Source organism: Streptomyces sp. NPDC031225 (genome assembly GCF_055570355.1).
On record NZ_JBVIHJ010000047.1, the window covers coordinates 1 to 19,646 of the forward strand.

At 67.4% G+C, this 19,646-nt stretch carries 13 protein-coding genes; 3 read left to right on the plus strand and 10 right to left on the minus strand.

Annotated features, from left to right (window positions below; all coding sequences use genetic code 11):
• Nucleotides 1–159: 159 nt before the first annotated feature.
• The 7 genes from trxA to ACZ48Z_RS42885 all read right to left on the minus strand — a co-directional run bounded on the left by trxA (nucleotide 160) and on the right by ACZ48Z_RS42885 (nucleotide 9,854).
• A complete protein-coding gene (gene trxA, locus ACZ48Z_RS42855; RefSeq protein WP_007383275.1) occupies nucleotides 160–492 on the minus strand; it encodes a thioredoxin in 333 nt (110 codons plus the stop codon).
• Nucleotides 493–536: 44 nt separating this feature from the next.
• On the minus strand, nucleotides 537–1,505 hold the full coding sequence (trxB, locus tag ACZ48Z_RS42860) for a thioredoxin-disulfide reductase (protein ID WP_468741354.1): 969 nt from the start codon (nucleotides 1,503–1,505) through the stop codon (nucleotides 537–539).
• A 168-nt stretch (nucleotides 1,506–1,673) separates the two neighbouring features.
• Nucleotides 1,674–2,567: an anti-sigma factor family protein gene (locus ACZ48Z_RS42865; protein ID WP_468741355.1), complete on the minus strand. Its 894-nt coding sequence runs from the start codon at nucleotides 2,565–2,567 to the stop codon at nucleotides 1,674–1,676.
• A complete protein-coding gene (gene sigM, locus ACZ48Z_RS42870; RefSeq protein WP_468741356.1) occupies nucleotides 2,564–3,289 on the minus strand; it encodes an RNA polymerase sigma factor SigM in 726 nt (241 codons plus the stop codon). Before sigM ends, ACZ48Z_RS42865 begins: the two co-directional genes overlap by 4 nt.
• Nucleotides 3,290–3,320: 31 nt before the next feature.
• Nucleotides 3,321–5,039, minus strand: coding sequence for a serine/threonine protein kinase (locus tag ACZ48Z_RS42875; RefSeq protein WP_468741357.1), 1,719 nt, complete (start codon nucleotides 5,037–5,039; stop codon nucleotides 3,321–3,323).
• A gap of 119 nt (nucleotides 5,040–5,158) precedes the next feature.
• The gene (gene murJ, locus ACZ48Z_RS42880) at nucleotides 5,159–7,441 is read right to left on the minus strand and encodes a murein biosynthesis integral membrane protein MurJ (protein ID WP_468741358.1); all 2,283 of its coding nucleotides are present in this window, start codon (nucleotides 7,439–7,441) and stop codon (nucleotides 5,159–5,161) included.
• A gap of 43 nt (nucleotides 7,442–7,484) precedes the next feature.
• Nucleotides 7,485–9,854, minus strand: coding sequence for a DUF6049 family protein (locus tag ACZ48Z_RS42885; protein ID WP_468741359.1), 2,370 nt, complete (start codon nucleotides 9,852–9,854; stop codon nucleotides 7,485–7,487).
• A gap of 257 nt (nucleotides 9,855–10,111) precedes the next feature.
• On the opposite strand from ACZ48Z_RS42885, the gene ACZ48Z_RS42890 reads away from it, so the two are divergent.
• Nucleotides 10,112–11,554, plus strand: coding sequence for a CCA tRNA nucleotidyltransferase (locus tag ACZ48Z_RS42890; RefSeq protein WP_468741360.1), 1,443 nt, complete (start codon nucleotides 10,112–10,114; stop codon nucleotides 11,552–11,554).
• Nucleotides 11,555–11,618: 64 nt separating this feature from the next.
• Here ACZ48Z_RS42890 and ACZ48Z_RS42895 read toward each other — a convergent pair whose 3' ends face one another.
• The 3 genes from ACZ48Z_RS42895 to ACZ48Z_RS42905 all read right to left on the minus strand — a co-directional run bounded on the left by ACZ48Z_RS42895 (nucleotide 11,619) and on the right by ACZ48Z_RS42905 (nucleotide 14,893).
• Nucleotides 11,619–12,929 (minus strand): MFS transporter, encoded by a 1,311-nt coding sequence (locus ACZ48Z_RS42895; RefSeq protein ID WP_468741361.1) that lies wholly within the window; start codon nucleotides 12,927–12,929, stop codon nucleotides 11,619–11,621.
• A gap of 156 nt (nucleotides 12,930–13,085) precedes the next feature.
• Nucleotides 13,086–14,168, minus strand: coding sequence for an inositol-3-phosphate synthase (locus tag ACZ48Z_RS42900; protein WP_468741362.1), 1,083 nt, complete (start codon nucleotides 14,166–14,168; stop codon nucleotides 13,086–13,088).
• 44 nt (nucleotides 14,169–14,212) lie between these two features.
• Nucleotides 14,213–14,893 (minus strand): PadR family transcriptional regulator, encoded by a 681-nt coding sequence (locus tag ACZ48Z_RS42905; protein WP_468741363.1) that lies wholly within the window; start codon nucleotides 14,891–14,893, stop codon nucleotides 14,213–14,215.
• Between the two features lie 352 nt (nucleotides 14,894–15,245).
• Between ACZ48Z_RS42905 and ACZ48Z_RS42910 the strand changes: the two genes are divergently transcribed.
• Nucleotides 15,246–17,930 carry a transglycosylase domain-containing protein gene (locus tag ACZ48Z_RS42910; protein ID WP_468741364.1) on the plus strand — a complete coding sequence of 895 codons (2,685 nt, stop codon included), beginning with the start codon at nucleotides 15,246–15,248 and terminating at the stop codon, nucleotides 17,928–17,930.
• Between the two features lie 181 nt (nucleotides 17,931–18,111).
• Nucleotides 18,112–19,646: glycosyltransferase family 87 protein (locus ACZ48Z_RS42915; RefSeq protein WP_468741365.1), on the plus strand; the 1,535-nt coding region annotated here is incomplete at its 3' end.

The following is a 19,646-nucleotide window of genomic DNA, read 5'->3' on the forward strand; positions in this document are numbered from 1 at the left end:
AGTTGCGCACCATGCCTGCGGGGAAGGAGGGGGGGGGGGTGGCGGTGAGCTGTTTTTTGGGGGCGGAAAAAAAAAACCCATCTTGGCCCCCCCCCCCCCGGGGGGGGGGGGGGGGGCCCCCCCTCCCCCCCCCCCCCCCACTGTGTTTCACGTGAAACGTCACTCGGCGATGAAGTCCTCAAGGTCCCGGACGATCGCGGCCTTCGGCTTGGCACCGACGATCGTCTTGGCGACCTCGCCACCCTGGTACACGTTGAGGGTCGGGATGGACATGACGCCGTACTTGGCGGCCGTACCCGGGTTTTCGTCGATGTTCAGCTTGACGATCTCGATCTTGTCGCCGTACTCGGCGGCAATCGCCTCAAGGGACGGCGCGATCTGACGGCACGGACCGCACCAGGCAGCCCAGAAGTCCACCAGGACAGGCTTGTCGCTCTTCAGGACGTCCTGCTCGAAGGAATCGTCAGTCACATTCTTCAGGGTGCCGGCCACGGCGGGCTCCTTAGCTATTTGGTGCGGTGGGGCGGAACAGGGGGTCAGACAGTGGTCTTCTCGGGTTCGGCCTTCTCCTCGTCCGCGAGGGCGGCGAGGAAACGCTCGGCGTCGAGAGCGGCGGAACATCCGGTGCCGGCCGCGGTGATGGCCTGGCGGTAGGTGTGGTCGACCACGTCGCCGGCACCGAAGACACCGGTGATGTTGGTGCGAGTGGAGGGCGCCTCCACCTTGAGGTAGCCCTCACCGTCCAGGTCGAGCTGGCCCTTGAAGAGCTCCGTGCGCGGGTCGTGGCCGATCGCGATGAACAGACCGGTGACCGCCAGGTCCGAGAGCTCGCCGGTCTTGAGGTTGCGCAGCTTCAGACTCTGGAGCTTCGGGTCACCCTGGATCTCGGCGACCTCGCTGTCCCACACGAACTTGATCTTCGGATCGGCGAAGGCACGCTCCTGCATCGCCTTGGAAGCGCGGAGGGTGTCCCGACGGTGGACGATCGTCACGGACTTGGCGAAGCGTGACAGGAAGGTCGCCTCCTCCATCGCGGTGTCGCCACCGCCGATGACGGCGATGTCGTGGTCCTTGAAGAAGAAGCCGTCACAGGTGGCACACCAGGAGACACCGCGGCCGGAGAGGGCGTCCTCGTTCGGCAGGCCGAGCTTGCGATGCTGCGAACCGGTGGTGACGATCACGGCCTTCGCCTGGTGGACCGTGCCCGAGGTGTCGGTGACGGTCTTGATCTCACCGGTCAGGTCGACGCTGACGATGTCGTCCGGAATGAGTTCGGCACCGAAGCGTTCGGCCTGGGCGCGCATGTTGTCCATGAGCTCGGGGCCCATGATGCCGTCCTGGAAGCCGGGGAAGTTCTCCACCTCGGTGGTGTTCATCAGCGCACCGCCCGCGGTGACGGCGCCCTCGAACACCAGCGGCTTCAGCGACGCGCGCGCGGTGTAGAGCGCCGCCGTGTAGCCGGCGGGCCCGGAGCCGATGATGATCACGTTACGAACGTCGCTCACGGCTTGGTTCCTCGTCTCTGGACTGCGTCGTCGGACCGGTGGAGCCCTCTCAGAACTCTCACCCCACCCAACGGATCCTAAGGGGCGCGCATTCCCGGTGTGTCCGGGCACACGGAGAGGCCACACAGTACGAAATACCACGCAGGACGGAGACGAAAGCGTGAGCGTTCAGGAGTGTGCGTAGGACTGCTTCAGCAGAATCTTCGCTGTGCCGGTCGGAGCGTTCTTCACGCAGGACGCATCCATGATGTAGGCGTTGACCCGGGCGCTGTCGGAGGGGTCACGCAGTACGACGAGCAATGCGTCCATGCCCTTGTAGATGCCGTCCTCGGTCGCGAGGGCCGTGCCCTTGCTGTGGATGCCCTTTTGGATGCAGGCGGGGACCAAGGGCTGCTTCTTCAGGAAGGGGTGGTCGCCACTGGGGACGGACGCCACTCCCATGCTGCTGCTGTCCTGCGGTGTGCGGGACCCGCCGGTGGCGGATCGGTTCGTGCTGAGGAGATCGGAGATCTGCTTCTCGAGCTTGCTGTCGGAGAAGGTGTCTGCGGCGGAGACCTGGCCTCCGTCCGACGACTTTCCGTCGTCCAGCGATGACAACAGCACGGAGCCGAATCCCAGAGCTGCGACCGCGAAGACGGTGCCCATAACAACGGTCCGGCGTCGGCCGTTCCGTTGCCGTTCCTTGCGGCCGGGTCCGGTGGTCGTTGTGCGGGCGTGCCCCGTGGGCCGGTCGGTGGCCGGCGATGTTTCACGTGAAACATGCGCGCTCTCCACCGGTGGTGGGGCGTTCACCGCATCAGGAGCCGTGGCATGCAAGAGCGCTTCCGCGGCCAGAGCCGCGTCGATCCTGCCGGCGACGTCGGCGGGCATACGTGGGGGGCCCGGCAGCGTGCCGAGCAAACCGCGGATCTCCTCCAGCGACGCGTGGACGTCCGCGCAGAGTTCGCATTCGTCCAGATGCCGACGTACATCCGCGGTCCTGGACGTGGGAAGGACACCTTCGGTGAGGTCGGAGATCTCCGCGACATCCGGGTGCCCGGCTGTGCCTGTCGTGGAAGTCACGCTCGCCCACCTCCACCCTTCACTACAGCTGAATCGCTTGGTCCCGAATCCGGCGGCCCCTCTGAGGGAGGTCCCGCTGCGGGTGGGACGGAAGTCCCCTGCGTCCGGTTCCGTCCTGAGCCCCCCTGTGTGCCGTCACCGGCGTTTTCTGGCCGGAGGTGGGTCAGCAGGGGGAGGAGTCTGGCTCTGCCTCGGGCGCAGCGGCTCTTCACCGTCCCTGTCGGTACGTCGAGCATGTGGGCGGCTTCGGCGACCGGGTAGCCCTGCATGTCCACCAGGACGAGAGCGGCCCGCTGGTCGGGCGGAAGCGTGCCGAGCGCCTCCAGCAGCTGGCGGTGGAGGTCGTTGCGCTCGGCAGGCGCCGAGGCTTCTTCGTGCGGCTCCAGGAGCTGTTCCAGGCGCTCGGTGTCGTCGACCGGAGAGGTCTTGCGGGAGGCAGCCTTGCGGGCCCGGTCCAGGCAGGCGTTCACCGTGATCCGGTGCAGCCAGGTCGTGACGGCCGACTGGCCCCGGAAGGTGTGAGCGGCCCGGTAGGCGGAGACAAGCGCGTCCTGGACGGCGTCAGCGGCCTCCTCGCGGTCCCCGAGAGTCCGGAGAGCCACCGCCCACAGCCGGTCCCGATGCCGGCGCACGATCTCACCGAAGGCGTCGGGGTCGCCGTCTACGTGGCGGGCCAGGAGGTCCTGATCGCTGGTGTCGCCATACACGGTGTCATCTGCCATCGGACCCCCTCCCCTTGTCTGCGGTGAACTTTCAGCCGGTGAACTTCACGTTGGTGATGGCCTGCTTGTAGCCGGCGTCGCTGTAGTTCGCGGAATCGGCCCCGGAATACGGCAGAGCGGTCAGCCAGACCAGCACGTAACGGCTCTTCACCGGCTTGTCGACCTTCACGTTCGCTGAGGCGCTCTTCGTCTTCGCTGTGCCCAGTTTCTGCATTGAGCTCAGCGGTGTGGAGGACCCCAGCGAGCCGGTGGCGTACAGCTCGACCGTGGTGTGGTTGCCGCCGTACCGGAACGACAGGGTCGCTGCCGACACTTCCTGGGCGGAACCGAGGTCGTAGACGATGCCGACGCCGGGCTTTATCACCATGTCCGGACCGTCCGTGTAGCTGCTGGTCCGCCATCCTGTGGTCGAGCTGCCGTCGTACGTCAGCTGCACATCACCTGGATGCTGTGCGTCACCCTCGGCGACGTACTCTTCGGCTCCCTTAATGCTGAGCGTCTTCGTCGGCTTCGGCGCCGTGCTGTTCTTGTCGCCGTCGTCGGTCGGCTGGGTCTGGTTCTCGTCCGACTTGCCGCTCTGGTCCATCAACGCGTCGGCGAGCTGCCAACTGCCCAGGCCCAGCGCGGCGATGAGGAGGGCCGAGACCGCCCACTTCAGGGCTCGGCCGGTGCGACTCTGCAGCGGCGGGGGTGGTACCGAGACCGGCTGGGTGACGCCGGGGCGCGGTGCCGGGCGGCCGTACGTGCCCTGCTGATACGTCGTGCGCTGGTACTCGGGCGGGGCCGTGAACACCGGCTCCGGCGGGCGGATGCGGGGCATCTCACCGATCGCCTTGACCAGTTCCTCGGGCGTGGTGCACGCCGACTCGTGACGGGAGGCCGTCGCACCGTCGTTGGCGAGCGCTCGCATCGCCAGCTCGGACAGCCCGCGGTGGACGCCCGCCCGCACCTGGTCGGGTGCGATGAGTCCGACGTCCTTGGGCAGACCGGCGAGGCCGTAGGCGTCGTTCTCGTACGGCCAGCGCTGAGTGAGGGCCGCGTACAGGAGGGCTCCGATGGACTCGGTGTCCGTCCGCTGCGGCGTCTCCGAACTGGCGCCGCGCAGCGCGGCGTTCACGGCGAGACCGCGGATGCGCCACTGACCGCTCGAGGTACGCAGGATCGCGTTCGGATTCAGCCGCAGGTGCGCGAGGCCTTCACGGTGGGCCGCGGCCATGGCGGAGGCCACCTGACTGACCATCTGGTAGGCGTCGAACACCTCCAGCGGGCCCGGGGCGAGGAGCGCGGTCAGCTCGGTCGCGTCGGGAAGCCACTCGTGGACGACGTAGACGAGATCGTTCTCCTCGACGGCGTCCAGGACCTGCACGAACCGCGGGTCGCCCAGCAGCGCGGAGGAACGGGCCGCGGCCAGGACGGAACGCGCCCGCGCATGGTCGGCGGGCAGGATGTGTACGCCGACGGCCCGACGGAGTTTCTCGTCGACGGCCCGCCAGCTGCTGAAGCCGTCCAGACGGGTGACGCACTCCTCGAGACGGTAGCGTCTGGCGAGTTTGTGGCCGCTGTGCAACTCCGGCGGTGACGCCTTGCCAGGATTGTCGGTCCCGCCACTCCCCTGTGCCTCGACGTCTTCCGTGTCCCGCTCCCGGTTCTTGGCCACGCCGTCGGCCGTGGACTGGTCCGCCTTGGCGGTCAGCGGTTCGTCACCGCTGTTGTCTGCCACGTCGACGGCAGCCGTGCTCCGTTCCGCCACCGTCGTTCCCTGCCTCCCCATTCGTTGCGCGTCGTGCGACGCAGAACCCAATTGTGCCCACAGTCCGCCGCTATGCACGACACACGGTGGCGGCCGATGGTTGTGCGCGTACCCCCGCCTCAGCGCCCCAGACGCCCCCGGACCATGCCGACCAGGGAGTTCAGCTCCTCGATGCGCATCTTGCGTGCCGCGACAAAGAAGATCCCGAGCAGGACAGCTCCGCCGGCGATCAGCGCGGCGAACGAACCGATGACCCCCTGACCGAGCGAGTGACCGATGCCGTAGCAGGCCGCCCCACTGAGCAGAGCCGCAGGTACGGAGGCGATGCAGAGGCGGGCGTAGGTCCGCAGGACGCGGGTGCCGTCCAGGTCGCCACCGAGGCGTTTGCGTAGCCGACTCCAGGCGACGCCGACGCCGATCGCGTACGCGAGGCCGTACGACGCAGCCATGCCCGCCACGGCCCAGCGCGGCGGCAGAAGCACGTAACACAGCGCCGAGGCGCCCGCGTTGACCGCGGCCACGATGACCGTGTTGTAGAAGGGCGTCCGGGTGTCCTCGTAGGCGTAGAAGGCGCGCAGGACGACGTACTGCACGGAGTAAGGGATCAGGCCGAGGGCGAACGCCATCAGCATGAAGCCCATGTTCGTGGCCTCGCTGGTACCTGAGGAGCCGAAGATCAGTGTGCACATCGGGATGCCGAGAGCGAGGAATCCGAAGGCGATCGGGACGATCGCGACGGCCGTGGTGCGCAGGCCCTGGGAGATGTCATCGCGGACTGCGCCGCCGTCGTCCTCGGCCGCCGAGCGGGCCAGCCGCGGCAGCAGGGCCGCCATCAGGGAGACGGTGATAATGGCTTGCGGCAGGCCCCAGATGAGCTGGGCATTGGCGTAAGCGGCGAAACCTGTGCCGTCGACAGGGGACGCCTTGCCGGACGCGGTGGACAACTGGGTGACGACGAGGGCGCCGGCCTGGTTGGCGAGGACGAACAGCACGGTCCACTTGGCGAGCGTCACGGCCTTGCCAAGGCCGTGGCCCTTCCAGTCGAAGCGCAACCGCATTCGGAAGCCGGTCTCGCGCAGGTACGGGATCATCGCCAGCGCCTGGACCACAAGACCTAGCAGGACACCGATGCCGAGAAGGCGCTGCCCCTCCGGCGGGATGTTTGTGACCTTCATGCCGGAGTCGGCCGCCGTGCCGTAGACCCACATGAACATGCCGAGCGTCACGATGATGACGATGTTGTTCAGGACCGGGGTCCACATCATCGCGCCGAACTTCCCGCGCGCGTTGAGGATCTGCCCCATCACCACGTGGATGCCCATGAAGAAGATCGAGGGCAGGAAGTACTGGACGAAGGTGATGCCGACCTTGTTCGCGTTTGGGTCGCTGGCCACAGAGTCGGACAGCAGCCGGATCAGGAGTGGTGCGCCGAGGATCGCGAGCGCGGTCAGGGCGCCGAGCGCCACCATCACCAGGGTCAGCAGCCGGTTGGCGTACGCCTCGCCGCCGTCCTCGTCCTCCTTCATGGCGCGCACGAGCTGCGGCACGAAGACTGAGTTGAGGCCGCCGCCGACGGTCAGGATGTAGATCATCGTCGGCAGCTGGTAGGCGACCTGGAAAGTGTCGCCGAGAAGGCCGACGCCGAGTGCCGACACGATCAGCGCCGAGCGGATGAAGCCGGTGAGGCGGGAGACCATCGTGCCGGCCGCCATCACGGCGCTCGACTTCAGCAGGCCCGTGGCCTTCCCGCCCTTCTTGGCGGGAGCCGTGGGGACAGCGGGCGGTGCCGTCTGAGCGAGGGCCGGCGCGGTCCCGAGGTTCATGGTCTCGTCGGCCGAGGGCGCAGGCGCCGCGGGTGCCTGGAACTGCGGCGCCCGTGACGGGCCGCCAGGAGCCGGTGTCGGGCCGGGTACCGACGGGGGATCCGTCGGGCGGCCGCCTCCCTGCTGCTGGTCGCGGAAGAGGTGCGCGAAGGCGTCCGGCTCGTGACGCGCCTCGCCGGCCTGGGTCACCAGGTCGTCGACGCCCACGAACTGGGTGGTGCGGGGGTTGTCGCCGTACGGCAGGAACTGCGTCGGGCCCTCCGGCTCCGGTGCCGGGGTCTGCGCCCACACGTGCGGGTCGGGAGCGTACGGGGACTGAGGCGGCTGCGAGTACAGCGGTTGCTGCGGCTGATAGGTGCCAGGGGGCGGCGGGGGGTGTGCCGCACGGTCGTAGAGGGCCTCCGTGACCGGGTCCTGGGCGTGGAGGTCCTGCGCCCGGTAGGGATCCTGGTCGTAAGCGTCCTGGAGGTACATGTCCGCGGGCGGCTGCGGCGGAACCTGGCCGGGCTCGGGCGGGGGGCCTTCGGGGGGACCCGAGTTGCCCGCGCCCTGACTGTCACCGTCGTACGGCGCGTTCATGGTTACCCACCTCATCGTCCCGGGCCCACCGGCCACGACATCCTCAACGGTCCACTCTCTCACCCGTGCCGGACGGGCCGGCGTTTTCCGCTGCGGTGTCCGCTGTCAGGTCACTCGGCTGCTCCGGGTCGTCTGCCCCGGCGCCGGTACCGGACTCTTCCTTGAGACGGTCATCGGGGCCCTCGGGGTTCTCCGGGCCGTCCACGGTCTCGCCGGCCTCGTCATCGGGGCCGTTCTGTCCGGCCTCACGGGCAGCCGCTCGCTTGCGCTGGGTGTACATCCGGAATCCTGCCAGTACCAGAAGCAGGACCCCACCACCGATGACCAGCATCACCGTGGCCGTGAACTCGGTGACCTTCACGTCGAACCTGACGGAATTGCCGTAGGGCTGGCCGTCCTCCGTGTACAGCTGGGCGATCACCGCGGCCTTGCCGTTGGCGTTGGCGGTCGTGGTGAACTTCACCGTCTGGCTGTGGCCGCCCGAGACTTCGACCGCCTGCTCGGAGTAGGAGTAGCCACCGATCTCGAGCCGGTTCGGACTCAGCGACGTCAGCCGCAGCCTCAGGTGCTGCACGCCCTGCACCAGGTTGTTCTGAACCGTCACGGGGATGGTGGCGCTGCGGCCGGAGAGCTTGGTCTCCGACTTGTCGATCAGGCTGACCTGGGAGGTCAGTTCCTTGAGGTACGTCTCGACATCGCTGCGGAAGCCGCTCGCCTCGGCTGCCCGGCCCCGCCACGACGTGGACATCCCACGGTTCACGGCCCGTCCGAAGGGCGTCACGACGCGGGACTGGTCGGACAGGATCACCTTGAAGTTGTCGAGCATGCCCTGTGTGGCCGCGATCTGCCGGAACGCCGACTTCGACAGCTCCTGCTTGCGCAGTGAGGCGGGGTAGGCGGACGCCGAGGGCACCTTGGTGGTGGCCCCGGGGTCGGGCTTGGCCGCGGCCGCCGCCGTGAGCTTCTGGGTCTCGGACCAGTTGCCGCTCTCCAAGGCGGTGATCGCCTCGGCCATGGCACCGGCCTGGCTCGCCGTGGGCATGCGCTGCGGGGCGACGACGATGCTGCGCTGCTTGTGCGTCTGGAGACCGAGAGCGAGGCTCTGGGCGAGGAACTTCTGGACGGCGAGCGTCGCGGTCGAAGCCTTCGTCAGATCGCCCTGGAACGCCGTCGACAGCCGGGCGTCCGCGACGACGGCCGTGGTGCCGCCACCGATGGGACGGGCAGCGGAGGGCGTGTAGGAGAGGCCTCCGGTTTCCTGGAGGCTGTCGCTGCGAGCGATCACCTTGTCGGCGCCGGCAGAGGTGGCGACCTTGACGATCGACGGGTCCACCGCGCCGTTCACGGGCCAGGCGAAGTCGCTGCTCGGTGTCACGTGGAGCACGGTCTTCACCGTGGTGGCCGCGACGTCGGTGGCCTCGTCGAGATGGCTGAGCGAGCCGGTGACGCTCGTGCCGTTGTGGGCGAGGGAGGCGAGGTCGGGATCGGCGAAGGGCAGCGCGACGACCTCCTGGTCCTCCACCGCCTTCTGAAGCTTCGCCAGCCACTGCTTGGCGATCGCCTGGTGGGTGCCCGCGGTCGTGGTGTCGCCCTCACCCTGGATCCGATAGCTGCGGGTCATCGCGTCGACGGACGCCAGCAGGTCCGGGTCGATCACCCACGTGACATCGAGGTCCTCGCCCAGCGACAGCATCTGGTCCAGTCGGCCACCCGCCGAGATCTCCTCGGCGAGGTCGTCGTTGAGGAAGACCGGCGTCTGCTGCGCGTTCGATCCCGTCTCCGCCGTCATGTGAACGGTGGAGACCAGCGGCCACAGGAACGTCGTCTTCGTCTTCGTGTCCGCCTCGTCGGACTGCCACGGCAGGAAGGTCCGCCGGACGCCGAGCATCTGGTCCCACGACTGTGCCGAGGTCTTGCCCGAGAGGGACACGGCGAACTGGTAGACGCCGGCGTCACCGAGGTCCAGCTTGTCGACCGGCACGGAGATGGAGAAGGGCTGGGCCACTCCGGGGGTCAGCTGCGCGAACTTCGCGACGTACTTGCCGCCGACCTCCGACCCGGCGGCCCCCTGAAGGGAGTCGCTGTCTTCGGTGACGGTGTCGATCGACGAGCGGGTGTTCAGTTCGGGGCCCACCCACAGTCCCACATGGGCTGCGGTGACGGCCTTTTTCCCGTTGTTGGTCACCGTCCCGGACACGGTGATCGTGTCACCCTCCGTAGGGGTGCTGGGGCTGAGTGTGTCGACAGCGACGGACACAGAACCGGAGTCGGCAGCGGCCTGCGCGGGTGGGGCGGCGGAGATCTGACACAGGCCGGCCAGTAGCGGCGCCCCTGCCAGCAGGGCACCGGTGCGCCGCAGCCAGCGGCGGGCAGGTGAGGGACTCGTCCCCTGGAAGTCTGCCGCCTCGGCCACGCGCTCGCCCGTCCCTCGTCGTCGTCAGTGGTCGTCGGAATGTGCGTCCACGCATGGTAACGATGCGCGCTGAGGGGAAGTGCCGCGGACTGCTCCACAAGATCGGGCGACGCTTCCGTGCTGTCCCGAATGTGTGCGTATAAAGGGGAGCGCGTCCGTGAGCCTCCGGGGCAGACCTTGTGCAGGTAAGGATGAAGACTCCGTGCACGTTTAATGGAGGCGCTCGGGGCCGCCCGGGCCACGTACCCTCTTCTGTTGTGCCGAACGCCGACGAAAACCTTCTCAGTGCCCCCAGCCAGGCGCAGCCTCACACGGTGAACGACCTGTTGAGATTCGCCCCTGTCGCCGACGACCTCGCGCGTCGTTTTCAGGCGGCCGGCTTCTCGCTCGCCCTGGTCGGCGGGCCGGTCCGGGACGCGCTGCTGGATCGGCCCGGTAACGATCTGGACTTCACGACGGACGCTCGCCCACAGGACGTACTGAAGATCCTCAAGAAGTGGGCGGACACGGTGTGGGAGGTCGGGATCGCCTTCGGCACGGTCGGGGGCCAGAAGGACGGCTTCCAGGTGGAGGTGACCACCTATCGGTCCGAGGCGTACGACCGGACCTCGCGCAAGCCGGAGGTGGCCTACGGCGACTCCATCGAGGAGGATCTCGTCCGGCGTGACTTCACGGTGAACGCGATGGCGTTCTCTCTTGCGGAGAAGAAGTTCATCGACCCGCACGGTGGCCTCGATGACCTCGCGGCGCGGGTCCTTCGTACGCCGGGTACCCCCGAGGAGTCCTTCTCCGACGACCCACTGCGGATGATGCGCGCGGCACGCTTCGCCGCCCAGCTCGACTTCGAGGTGGCTCCCGAAGTCGTGGCGGCCATGAAGGGGATGTCCGGGCGTATCGAGATCGTCTCGGCTGAGCGGGTCCGGGACGAGCTCAACAAGATCATCCTGTCCGCGAACCCCCGCAAGGGGCTGACGCTGCTCGTCGACACAGGTCTCGCCGAGCACGTCCTTCCGGAGCTGCCGGCCCTGCGCCTCGAGAGCGACGAGCACCACCGGCACAAGGACGTCTACGAGCACACGTTGATCGTTCTGGAGCAGGCCATCGAGCTGGAGAAGGATGGGCCGGACCTGACTCTCCGCCTGGCCGCACTCCTCCACGACATCGGCAAACCGCGTACCCGCCGCTTCGAGAACGACGGCCGCGTCTCGTTCCACCACCACGAAGTGGTCGGAGCGAAGATGACGAAGAAGCGGATGACGGCACTCAAGTACTCCAACGAACTGGTGAAGGACGTCTCCCAGCTTGTCGAACTGCATCTGCGTTTTCATGGGTACGGCACCGGGGAGTGGACGGACTCGGCGGTTCGCCGCTATGTACGGGACGCGGGCCCGCTGCTCGACCGGCTCCACAAGTTGACCCGCTCGGACTGTACGACCCGGAACAAGCGCAAGGCGGCCACGTTGTCACGCGCCTACGACGGTCTTGAGGAGCGGATCGCCCAGCTTCAGGAGCAGGAGGAGCTCGACGCGATCAGGCCCGATCTCGACGGAAACCAGATCATGGAGATCCTTGATGTGGGCCCTGGCCCCGCCATCGGCCGTGCCTACAAGCACATGCTGGAGCTTCGTCTCGAGCACGGGCCGATGAAGCATGACGAGGCAGTGGCCGCACTCAAGGAGTGGTGGGCCGAGCAGAGCTGAGGCCGGGAGACCGAGTCATGTTTCACGTGAAACATGACCTTCGATCTCGTCGAGGGGCGGTGTTTCACGTGAAACATCGCCCCTCATCGTTCCCTCGCCATCCGTCGTTCCCCGCGCTCTGTCGTTCCCTCGCCATCGTGGCGGCGACCGCCGCGTAGATGACGGCGACGATGACCACCAGGGTCACCGAGCGGCCGTCCGTCGGCAGGATCAGGGCGGCCGCGGCGGCGGCGCCAACAAAAGCGATGTTGAACAGCACGTCGTAGACCGAGAAGATCCGGCCCCGGAATCCGTCGTCGACGGAGGACTGCACGATGGTGTCCGTGGCGATCTTCGCGCCCTGGGTGATCAGGCCCAGGACGAACGCCGCGATCACCATGGGGACGGTGGCGAAGGGGAGCCCGAGGGCGGGCTCCAGTACCGCGGCTGCTGCGGCACACACAACGATCCAGCGCTCGGGCCCAAGTCTCCCCGCGGCCCAGGGGGTGAGGAGGGCGGCGACGAAGAAGCCGGCGCCGGAGATTCCCAGCGTCAGTCCCAGCAGGGCGAGCCCGTCGTCCGGGTCGGAGGTCAGGGCGTAGCGGCAGAGCATCAGCACCATGACGAGCAGTGCGCCGTAGCAGAACCGCATCAACGACATCGCACCGAGCGCCCGGGCGGCAGACCTGCGGGATGGTGCGGCCAGATGCCGTACGCCGGCCACCAGATCGCGGGCGGTGCCGGTCAGCGCCGTACCGAGGCGCGGCTGGATCAACTCGGGCTCGGGACCCAGCAGTTCCGGTGGGATGCGTAGTGCGGCGAGTGCGCCGCACAGGTACAGCCCTGCTCCCAGCAGCACGACGGCCGCGTCGGAGTCGGCCACCACCAGCCGTACGGCGAAAGCGAGGCCGCCTCCTGCGGTGGCGGCGAGGGTTCCGGCCGTCGGGGAAAGGGAGTTGGCGATCACCAGCCGCTCCTCGTCGACGACACGGGGCAGCGCGGCGGACAGGCCGGACAGGATGAAGCGGTTGACCGCCGTGACGCACAGCGCGGAGACGTAGAAGAGCCAGTCCGGGACAGCGCTGAGCATCAGGACCGCCGTCGCCGATGCCAGGAGGGCGCGCACGAGGTTGCCGTAGAGGAAGACCTGGCGACGGCGCCAGCGGTCCAGGAGGACGCCGGCGAATGGGCCCACCAAGGAGTAGGGGAGCAGCAGGACAGCCATCGCGGAGGCGATCGCGGTGGCCGAGGTCTGCTTCTCCGGGGAGAAGACGACGTAAGCGGCGAGCGCGATCTGGTAGACGCCGTCCGCACCTTGGGAAAGCAGGCGCACGGAGAGCAGCCGCCGGAAGTCCCGGAGGCGCAGCAGGACCTGCAGATCACGCACGACGGACATGGGGCACAGCCTCACATACGACGAGGGTCCCCCGGGGTGCGACTCGGGGGACCCTCGACAGCCCTGGCAGGAGCGTTTGGATGAGCCTCAGCGCGTGATGCTCTGTCTCACCGGCACACGGTGCTCTGTCTCGCTAGCGCACCGTGCCCTGTCTCACTAGCGCTCGACCTCGCCCTTGATGAACTTCTCGACGTTCTCGCGGGCCTCGTCGTCGAAGTACTGGACCGGCGGGGACTTCATGAAGTAGCTGGAGGCCGACAGGATCGGTCCGCCGATTCCGCGGTCCTTGGCGATCTTCGCGGCACGCACGGCGTCGATGATGACACCCGCGGAGTTCGGAGAGTCCCAGACCTCGAGCTTGTACTCCAGGCTCAGCGGGACGTCACCGAAGGCGCGGCCCTCAAGGCGGACGTAGGCCCACTTGCGGTCGTCGAGCCACTGCACGTAGTCCGACGGACCGATGTGGACGTTCTTCGCGCCGAGATCCCGGTCGGGGATCTGGGAGGTCACGGCCTGCGTCTTGGAGATCTTCTTGGACTCCAGACGCTCCCGCTCGAGCATGTTCTTGAAGTCCATGTTGCCGCCGACGTTCAGCTGCATCGTGCGGTCCAGGACGACTCCGCGGTCCTCGAACAGCTTCGCCATGACGCGGTGCGTGATCGTCGCGCCGACCTGGGACTTGATGTCGTCACCGACGATCGGGACGCCCGCCTCGGTGAACTTGTCCGCCCACTCCTTGGTACCGGCGATGAAGACCGGCAGGGCGTTGACGAAGGCGACCTTGGCGTCGATGGCGCACTGGGCGTAGAACTTCGCCGCGGCCTCGGAACCGACGGGCAGGTAGCAGACGAGGACGTCGACCTGCTTCTTCTTGAGGATCTTGACGACGTCGACCGGCTCAGCCTCGGACTCCTCGATGGTCTCGCGGTAGTACTTGCCGAGACCGTCGAGGGTGTGGCCACGCCGGACCTTCACACCGGTGTTCGGCACGTCGCAGATCTTGATGGTGTTGTTCTCGGAGGCGCCGATGGCGTCCGCCAGGTCGAGGCCGACCTTCTTGGCGTCCACGTCGAACGCGGCGACGAACTCGATGTCCTTGACGTGGTAGTCCCCGAACTTCACATGCATGAGGCCCGGGACCTTCGCCGCCGGGTCGGCGTCCTTGTAGTACTCGACTCCCTGCACCAGCGACGCGGCACAGTTGCCCACGCCGACGATGGCTACGCGCACCGAACCCATTCCGGTTGCTCCCTGTGTGTACGAGTGAGGCCCTGGCAGGGACCTCACGTGGTGGTGTCGCCGGGCGTATCCGGACCAGGGGTGTCCCCGGGCCGGGGCAGGACGCCCGGCGCTCCCTCTGTGGTGTCGCGAGTGGGCTCTCCATGGCCGGGACCTTTCAGGTTCCGGCCGGCCCGCTCGCTCTCGATGAGCTCGTTCAGCCAGCGCACTTCGCGCTCCACGGACTCCATCCCGTGGCGCTGGAGCTCAAGCGTGTAGTCGTCGAGGCGCTCCCGGGTGCGTGTCAGCGAGGCACGCATCTTCTCCAGGCGCTCCTCCAGCCGGCTGCGGCGGCCTTCGAGGACTCGCATCCGGACGTCGCGCGAGGTCTGCCCGAAAAAGGCGAAACGAGCAGCGAAGTGCTCGTCCTCGTACGCGTCGGGGCCGGTCTGCGAGAGCAGCTCCTCGAAGTGCTCCTTACCTTCTGCCGTCAACCGATAGACGATCTTGGCGCGACGCCCTGCGAGTGGTGCGGCGAGGGCGTCCTCGGTGGTGTACCCCGGTTCCTCGATCAACCAGCCGTTCACGACCAGCGTCTTGAGGCAGGGGTAGAGCGTGCCGTAGCTGAACGCACGGAACACGCCCAGTGACGTGTTGAGGCGTTTACGCAGTTCGTAGCCGTGCATCGGGGACTCGCGGAGCAGGCCGAGTACGGCGAACTCAAGGATCCCGGCACGCCGGCTCATCGTCGCCTCCTCGTCTCTGTCTCGCCCCGATGTATCGACTCGATACATCCAGACGATAGAACGGCCTTCCGGAAGCGACAAGTGGGGGGACGGTGAACGGGATCACATCAATGATTCATGTGAACCAAGTTGCCTGATTTGGGGTGAACTTCGGAGCTCGGCGGGTTTTGACGGTGCGTAGTCTGTGCGGCATGCACACCACCGGGAGCCGAGTGACGCCTGGGGGGCGTCGGTGTCCCGGGTGCAGTACGGATGAATGCGGAACCGACCACATCCGTACTTCGGGGGGACCGGAAACCAGCCGCCGTTTCCAGGCGCGCAAAGGTGCGCCTGCCCGAGGAGTAGTCGTTCGATGAGCGAGCACCGTCGCAAACCGCCGCAGCCGCAGGGTGGCGGACGTGCCGCGGCCCGACGCGGCCAGTCCGGCTCGTCCTCCGGCCGCCGCGCGGCTCCGCGAGGCGCCACCGGATCTCTTGCCGACTCCTATGGGGCGAGCTCCCAGGAGTCGGCTTCCTATGGTCCGGGAGGCGATGAGCGTCTGCCCGGCAGCCGTACCGAGTCCCGTCGGGCGGCGCAGAGAAGCCCGGGCGGTGGTCGCCGCAGAGGGGCGGAGCCGGTCCGTGGAAGCCGACGCGGGGCGCCGGCCGGTCGGGGACGCGCTTTCGATTCCGGCAAGAAGAGGCTCATCGACTACCCGCGTGCGGGCAAGTACGGGGTGGCGCGCTGGGTGCCGTCCTGGAAGCTGGTGACGGGGCTGTTCATTGGCTTCGTCGGAGGCCTGGTCGCGGTGGCCGGCGTCGGCTACGCGCTGGTGAGCGTTCCGAACGTCGCCCAGACCGCGACCGCGCAGAACAACGTCTACTACTGGTCTGACAAGACCGAGATGGTCTCCACCGGTGGTGAGACGAACCGTCAGATCATCAACCTCGCGCAGATCCCGAAGGCGATGCAGTACGCCGTCGTCTCGCAGGAGAACAAGACGTTCTACACCGACAGCGGCATCGACCCCAAGGGCATCGCCCGTGCCGTGTTCAACATGGCCAGGGGCGGCAACACGCAGGGTGGCTCCACCATCACCCAGCAGTACGTCAAGAACGCGCGCCTCAACGATCAGTCCCAGACCATCACCCGCAAGTTCAAGGAGATCTTCATCTCCATCAAGGTGGGTGCCACGGTCAAGAAGGACGACATCATGGAGGGCTACCTGAACTCCGCGTACTACGGTCGCAACGCCTACGGCATCCAGGCGGCCGCACGCGCGTACTTCAACAAGGACGCCAAGGACCTGGACCCGGGAGAGTGCGCCTTCCTGGCCGCCACGCTCAAGGGCGCCACGTACTACGACCCGGCCGGCGCGGAGTCCATCGACCCGGCGAACGCCACGCCCCAGGACAACAGCAGGCGTGCTCTGCGGCAGATGCAGAACACCCTCGACAAGATGGTCGAGTACGGCCATCTCAGCGCGGCGGAGCGGGCCAAGTACACGGCGCTTCCCAAGTGGCAGAACCCTCGCTCCAACACCCAGCTCAAGGGGCAGGTCGGTTATCTGGTCGACCTCGCCAAGGCGTACCTGATCAACAACAAGATCATCAGCGCCGACAAGTTCCAGCAGGGCGGCTACTCGATCTACACGACCTTCGACAAGAACAAGGTCAACGAGCTCGAGGCAGCCGTGGCGAAGGTCCGCAAGGAGAACATCGACCCGAAGAAGCGGCCGACCAAGGACACCTTCGTCCAGTTCGGCGGCGCGTCCGTGGAGCCGGCGACCGGTGCGATCCGCGCCTGCTACGGAGGTGAGGACGCGACCAAGCACTTCGCCAACAACTGCGACTCGACCGGCGCCCAGGTGGGTTCGACGTTCAAGGCGTTCGTGCTGGCGGCGGCGATGAAGTGGGGCGTGCGCGACCCTGATCTCGGGGAGAGCCAGGCGCAGGACGAGCGCACGGTCGTCAACGCGAAGAGCCTGTTCAGCGGCGAGAACGGCCTCAAGATCAAGAACTACGACGGTTCGATCTGGGAGAACAAGGAGGGCAAGGAGTGGAACCAGACGAACGACGGCAAGCAGTCCTACGGCTCTCCTCCCAAGTACCAGATCGACCTGCGTGAGGCTATGAGGGAGTCGGTGAACTCCGCCTTCGTGCAGCTCGGCATGGATGTCGGCCTGGACAAGGTCAAGGAGGCGGCCATGGACGCCGGTCTCAAGGAGAACAGCCTGGCCGGTACCAGCTTCCCGTCCTTCTCCATCGGTATCTCCGACCCCAGCGCCATTCGTATGGCGGGCGCGTACGCCACCTTCGCGGCGAGCGGCAAGCAGAACGAGCCGTACTCGGTCGAGAGTGTGACGAGCAAGGACGGCGAGATCTTCACCCACAAGGCGGCGCCGACGCAGGCCTTCGAGAAGAAGGTCGCCGACAACGTCACCGACGTCCTCAAGACCGTGGTCGACAAGGGCACCGGTACCAACGCCAAGCTGGCCGGCCGTGAGGTGGCGGGCAAGACCGGTACCACCGACGGCAACAAGTCCGCCTGGTTCGTGGGGTACACCCCGCAGCTGTCCACGTCGATCACCATGTTCCGGCTGGACGACGACGAGACGAAGAAGAACCGCACGTTCCTGCAGATGTACGGAACGGGCGGCCAGGAGAAGATCCACGGCGCCTCGTTCCCGTCAGAGATCTGGCACGACTACATGGAGCAGGCGCTGAAGGGCGAGGAGGCCCTGGACTTCCCGACGCCGGAGCCCATCGGTGAGATCCTCAACGACGATCCCACCCCGACGCCCACTCCGACACCCACGGAGACCGAGTCGGCCACCCCGACGCCGACTCCGACGCCCACCCTGACGTCTCCCACTCCGACGCCCACAGCGAGCGAGTCCTGCCGGTTCTCCTGGCAGTGCGACAACTCGGGCGGTACGGACAACGGCGGCACGGACGGGGGTGTGAGCTCGACACCGACGCCCACAGCGACGGACGAGAACGGCGGCAACACCAACGGGAACGGCAACGGGGGATTGTTCGGAGGGCCGAGCGGATAGCACGTTCCCCGCTCTGTCCCGCTGAGGCGCATCCGCACCCTTCGTGGTACGGATGCGCCTCATGCGTTCGCCCGTGACCGGCTGAGTTTCATGAGTCTCGGCGGATCGCCGACCGTCGGCCGACGACTGCTTCCCCGTAGCCCTCAGCGTGCTGCCAGCCTCGTACGGCAGGATGTGCGGCATGCCCAGTGCTGAATCGACGCCAGCGAGCGTGCGCGAGTCGGATCCAGTGCGTCCGACCAAGGACGACGAGATCTCCAGGAACGGCAGCGAGTTCATCGGTGGCCCTCTCGGGCGACGCGCCCTGCTGGGGACGTCCTGGTGGACCCCCGTCCGGGTCATCGCACTCGTGGCCATCGGCGTGTTCGCGCTCGGCCTGGTCCAGAAGGCGCCCTGCTACAACGGTGGCTGGTTCTTCGGTGCCAGCTCCCAGTACACCCACGCGTGCTACTCGGACATCCCCCACCTCTACCAGGGACGCGGCTTCGCCGACGGGCTCGTCCCGTACTTCGACAAGCTCCCCGGCGACATGCAGTACCTCGAATACCCGGTGCTGACCGGTGTGTTCATGGAGGTCGCCGCCTGGCTCACACCTGGCAGCGGCAGCATTCAGCACCAGGAGCAGTGGTACTGGATGGTCAACGCAGGGATGCTGATGGTGTGCGCGGCCATCATCGTCGTCTGCGTGAGCCGTACGCACGCCCGCCGCCCCTGGGACGGTCTGCTGGTCGCCCTGGCACCAGCCTTCGCGCTGACCGCCACCATCAACTGGGACCTGCTGGCGGTCGCTCTGACGGCCTCCGCGATGCTGATGTGGGCGCGGGGCCGCTCCCTCGCCTTCGGTGTCCTCCTGGGGCTCGCCACGGCCGCCAAGCTCTATCCCGTCTTCCTGCTCGGGGCGCTGTTCGTGCTGTGCTGGCGGGCGGGCAAATGGCGGGACTTCGGCAAGGCCCTGGGCGGCACGGTCGTCTCATGGCTCATGGTGAACCTGCCCGTGATGTTCTTCGCCTTCGACGGCTGGTCGAAGTTCTACACGTTCAGCCAGGAGCGGGGCGTGGACTTCGGCTCCTTCTGGCTGATCCTGGCCCAGAACTCCAGCGACCCGTGGAGCACCGACACCGTCAACACGTTCGCCACGCTGCTGGTGCTGCTGTCCTGCGCGGGCATCGCCGCGCTGGCCCTGACCGCGCCGCGCCGGCCCCGTTTCGCCCAGCTGGCGTTCCTGATCGTCGCCGCGTTCATCCTCACCAACAAGGTCTATTCGCCGCAGTACGTACTGTGGTTGGTACCGCTCGCTGTGCTGGCCAGGCCGAAGTGGCGGGACTTCCTCATCTGGCAGGCGTGCGAGGTCGCGTACTTCCTGGGGATCTGGATGTACCTCGCGTACACGACCAGCGGCGACGCCCACAAGGGACTGCCGACCGACGGCTACCACTGGGCCATCGGACTGCATCTGATGGGCACGGCGTACCTCTGCGCGATGGTCCTGCGCGACATCCTCATGCCGGAGCGGGACGTGGTGCGGCGGGCCGGTGACGACGATCCCTCGGGCGGAGTGCTCGACGGTGCGGAGGACGCCTTCGTGCTCGGTGGCGCGGCCCACCGGCCGCGGCACGCCGTCCCCCTCGACGGACCGCAGGTGGAGTGGGGCAACGACCGGGAGAACACCGACAGTTCGCTCTTAGCGAACAACCGAGGGGCGCGTGTGGAAAGACG

Bases quoted from the DNA above. Each gene is read 5' to 3' on its own strand.
- sigM (WP_468741356.1), bottom strand. From the start codon at position 3,289: ATGGCAGATGACACCGTGTATGGCGACACCAGCGATCAGGACCTCCTG.
- murJ (WP_468741358.1), bottom strand. From the start codon at position 7,441: ATGAACGCGCCGTACGACGGTGACAGTCAGGGCGCGGGCAACTCGGGT.
- ACZ48Z_RS42895 (WP_468741361.1), bottom strand. From the start codon at position 12,929: ATGTCCGTCGTGCGTGATCTGCAGGTCCTGCTGCGCCTCCGGGACTTC.
- ACZ48Z_RS42900 (WP_468741362.1), bottom strand. From the start codon at position 14,168: ATGGGTTCGGTGCGCGTAGCCATCGTCGGCGTGGGCAACTGTGCCGCG.
- ACZ48Z_RS42905 (WP_468741363.1), bottom strand. From the start codon at position 14,893: ATGAGCCGGCGTGCCGGGATCCTTGAGTTCGCCGTACTCGGCCTGCTC.
- ACZ48Z_RS42910 (WP_468741364.1), top strand. From the start codon at position 15,246: ATGAGCGAGCACCGTCGCAAACCGCCGCAGCCGCAGGGTGGCGGACGT.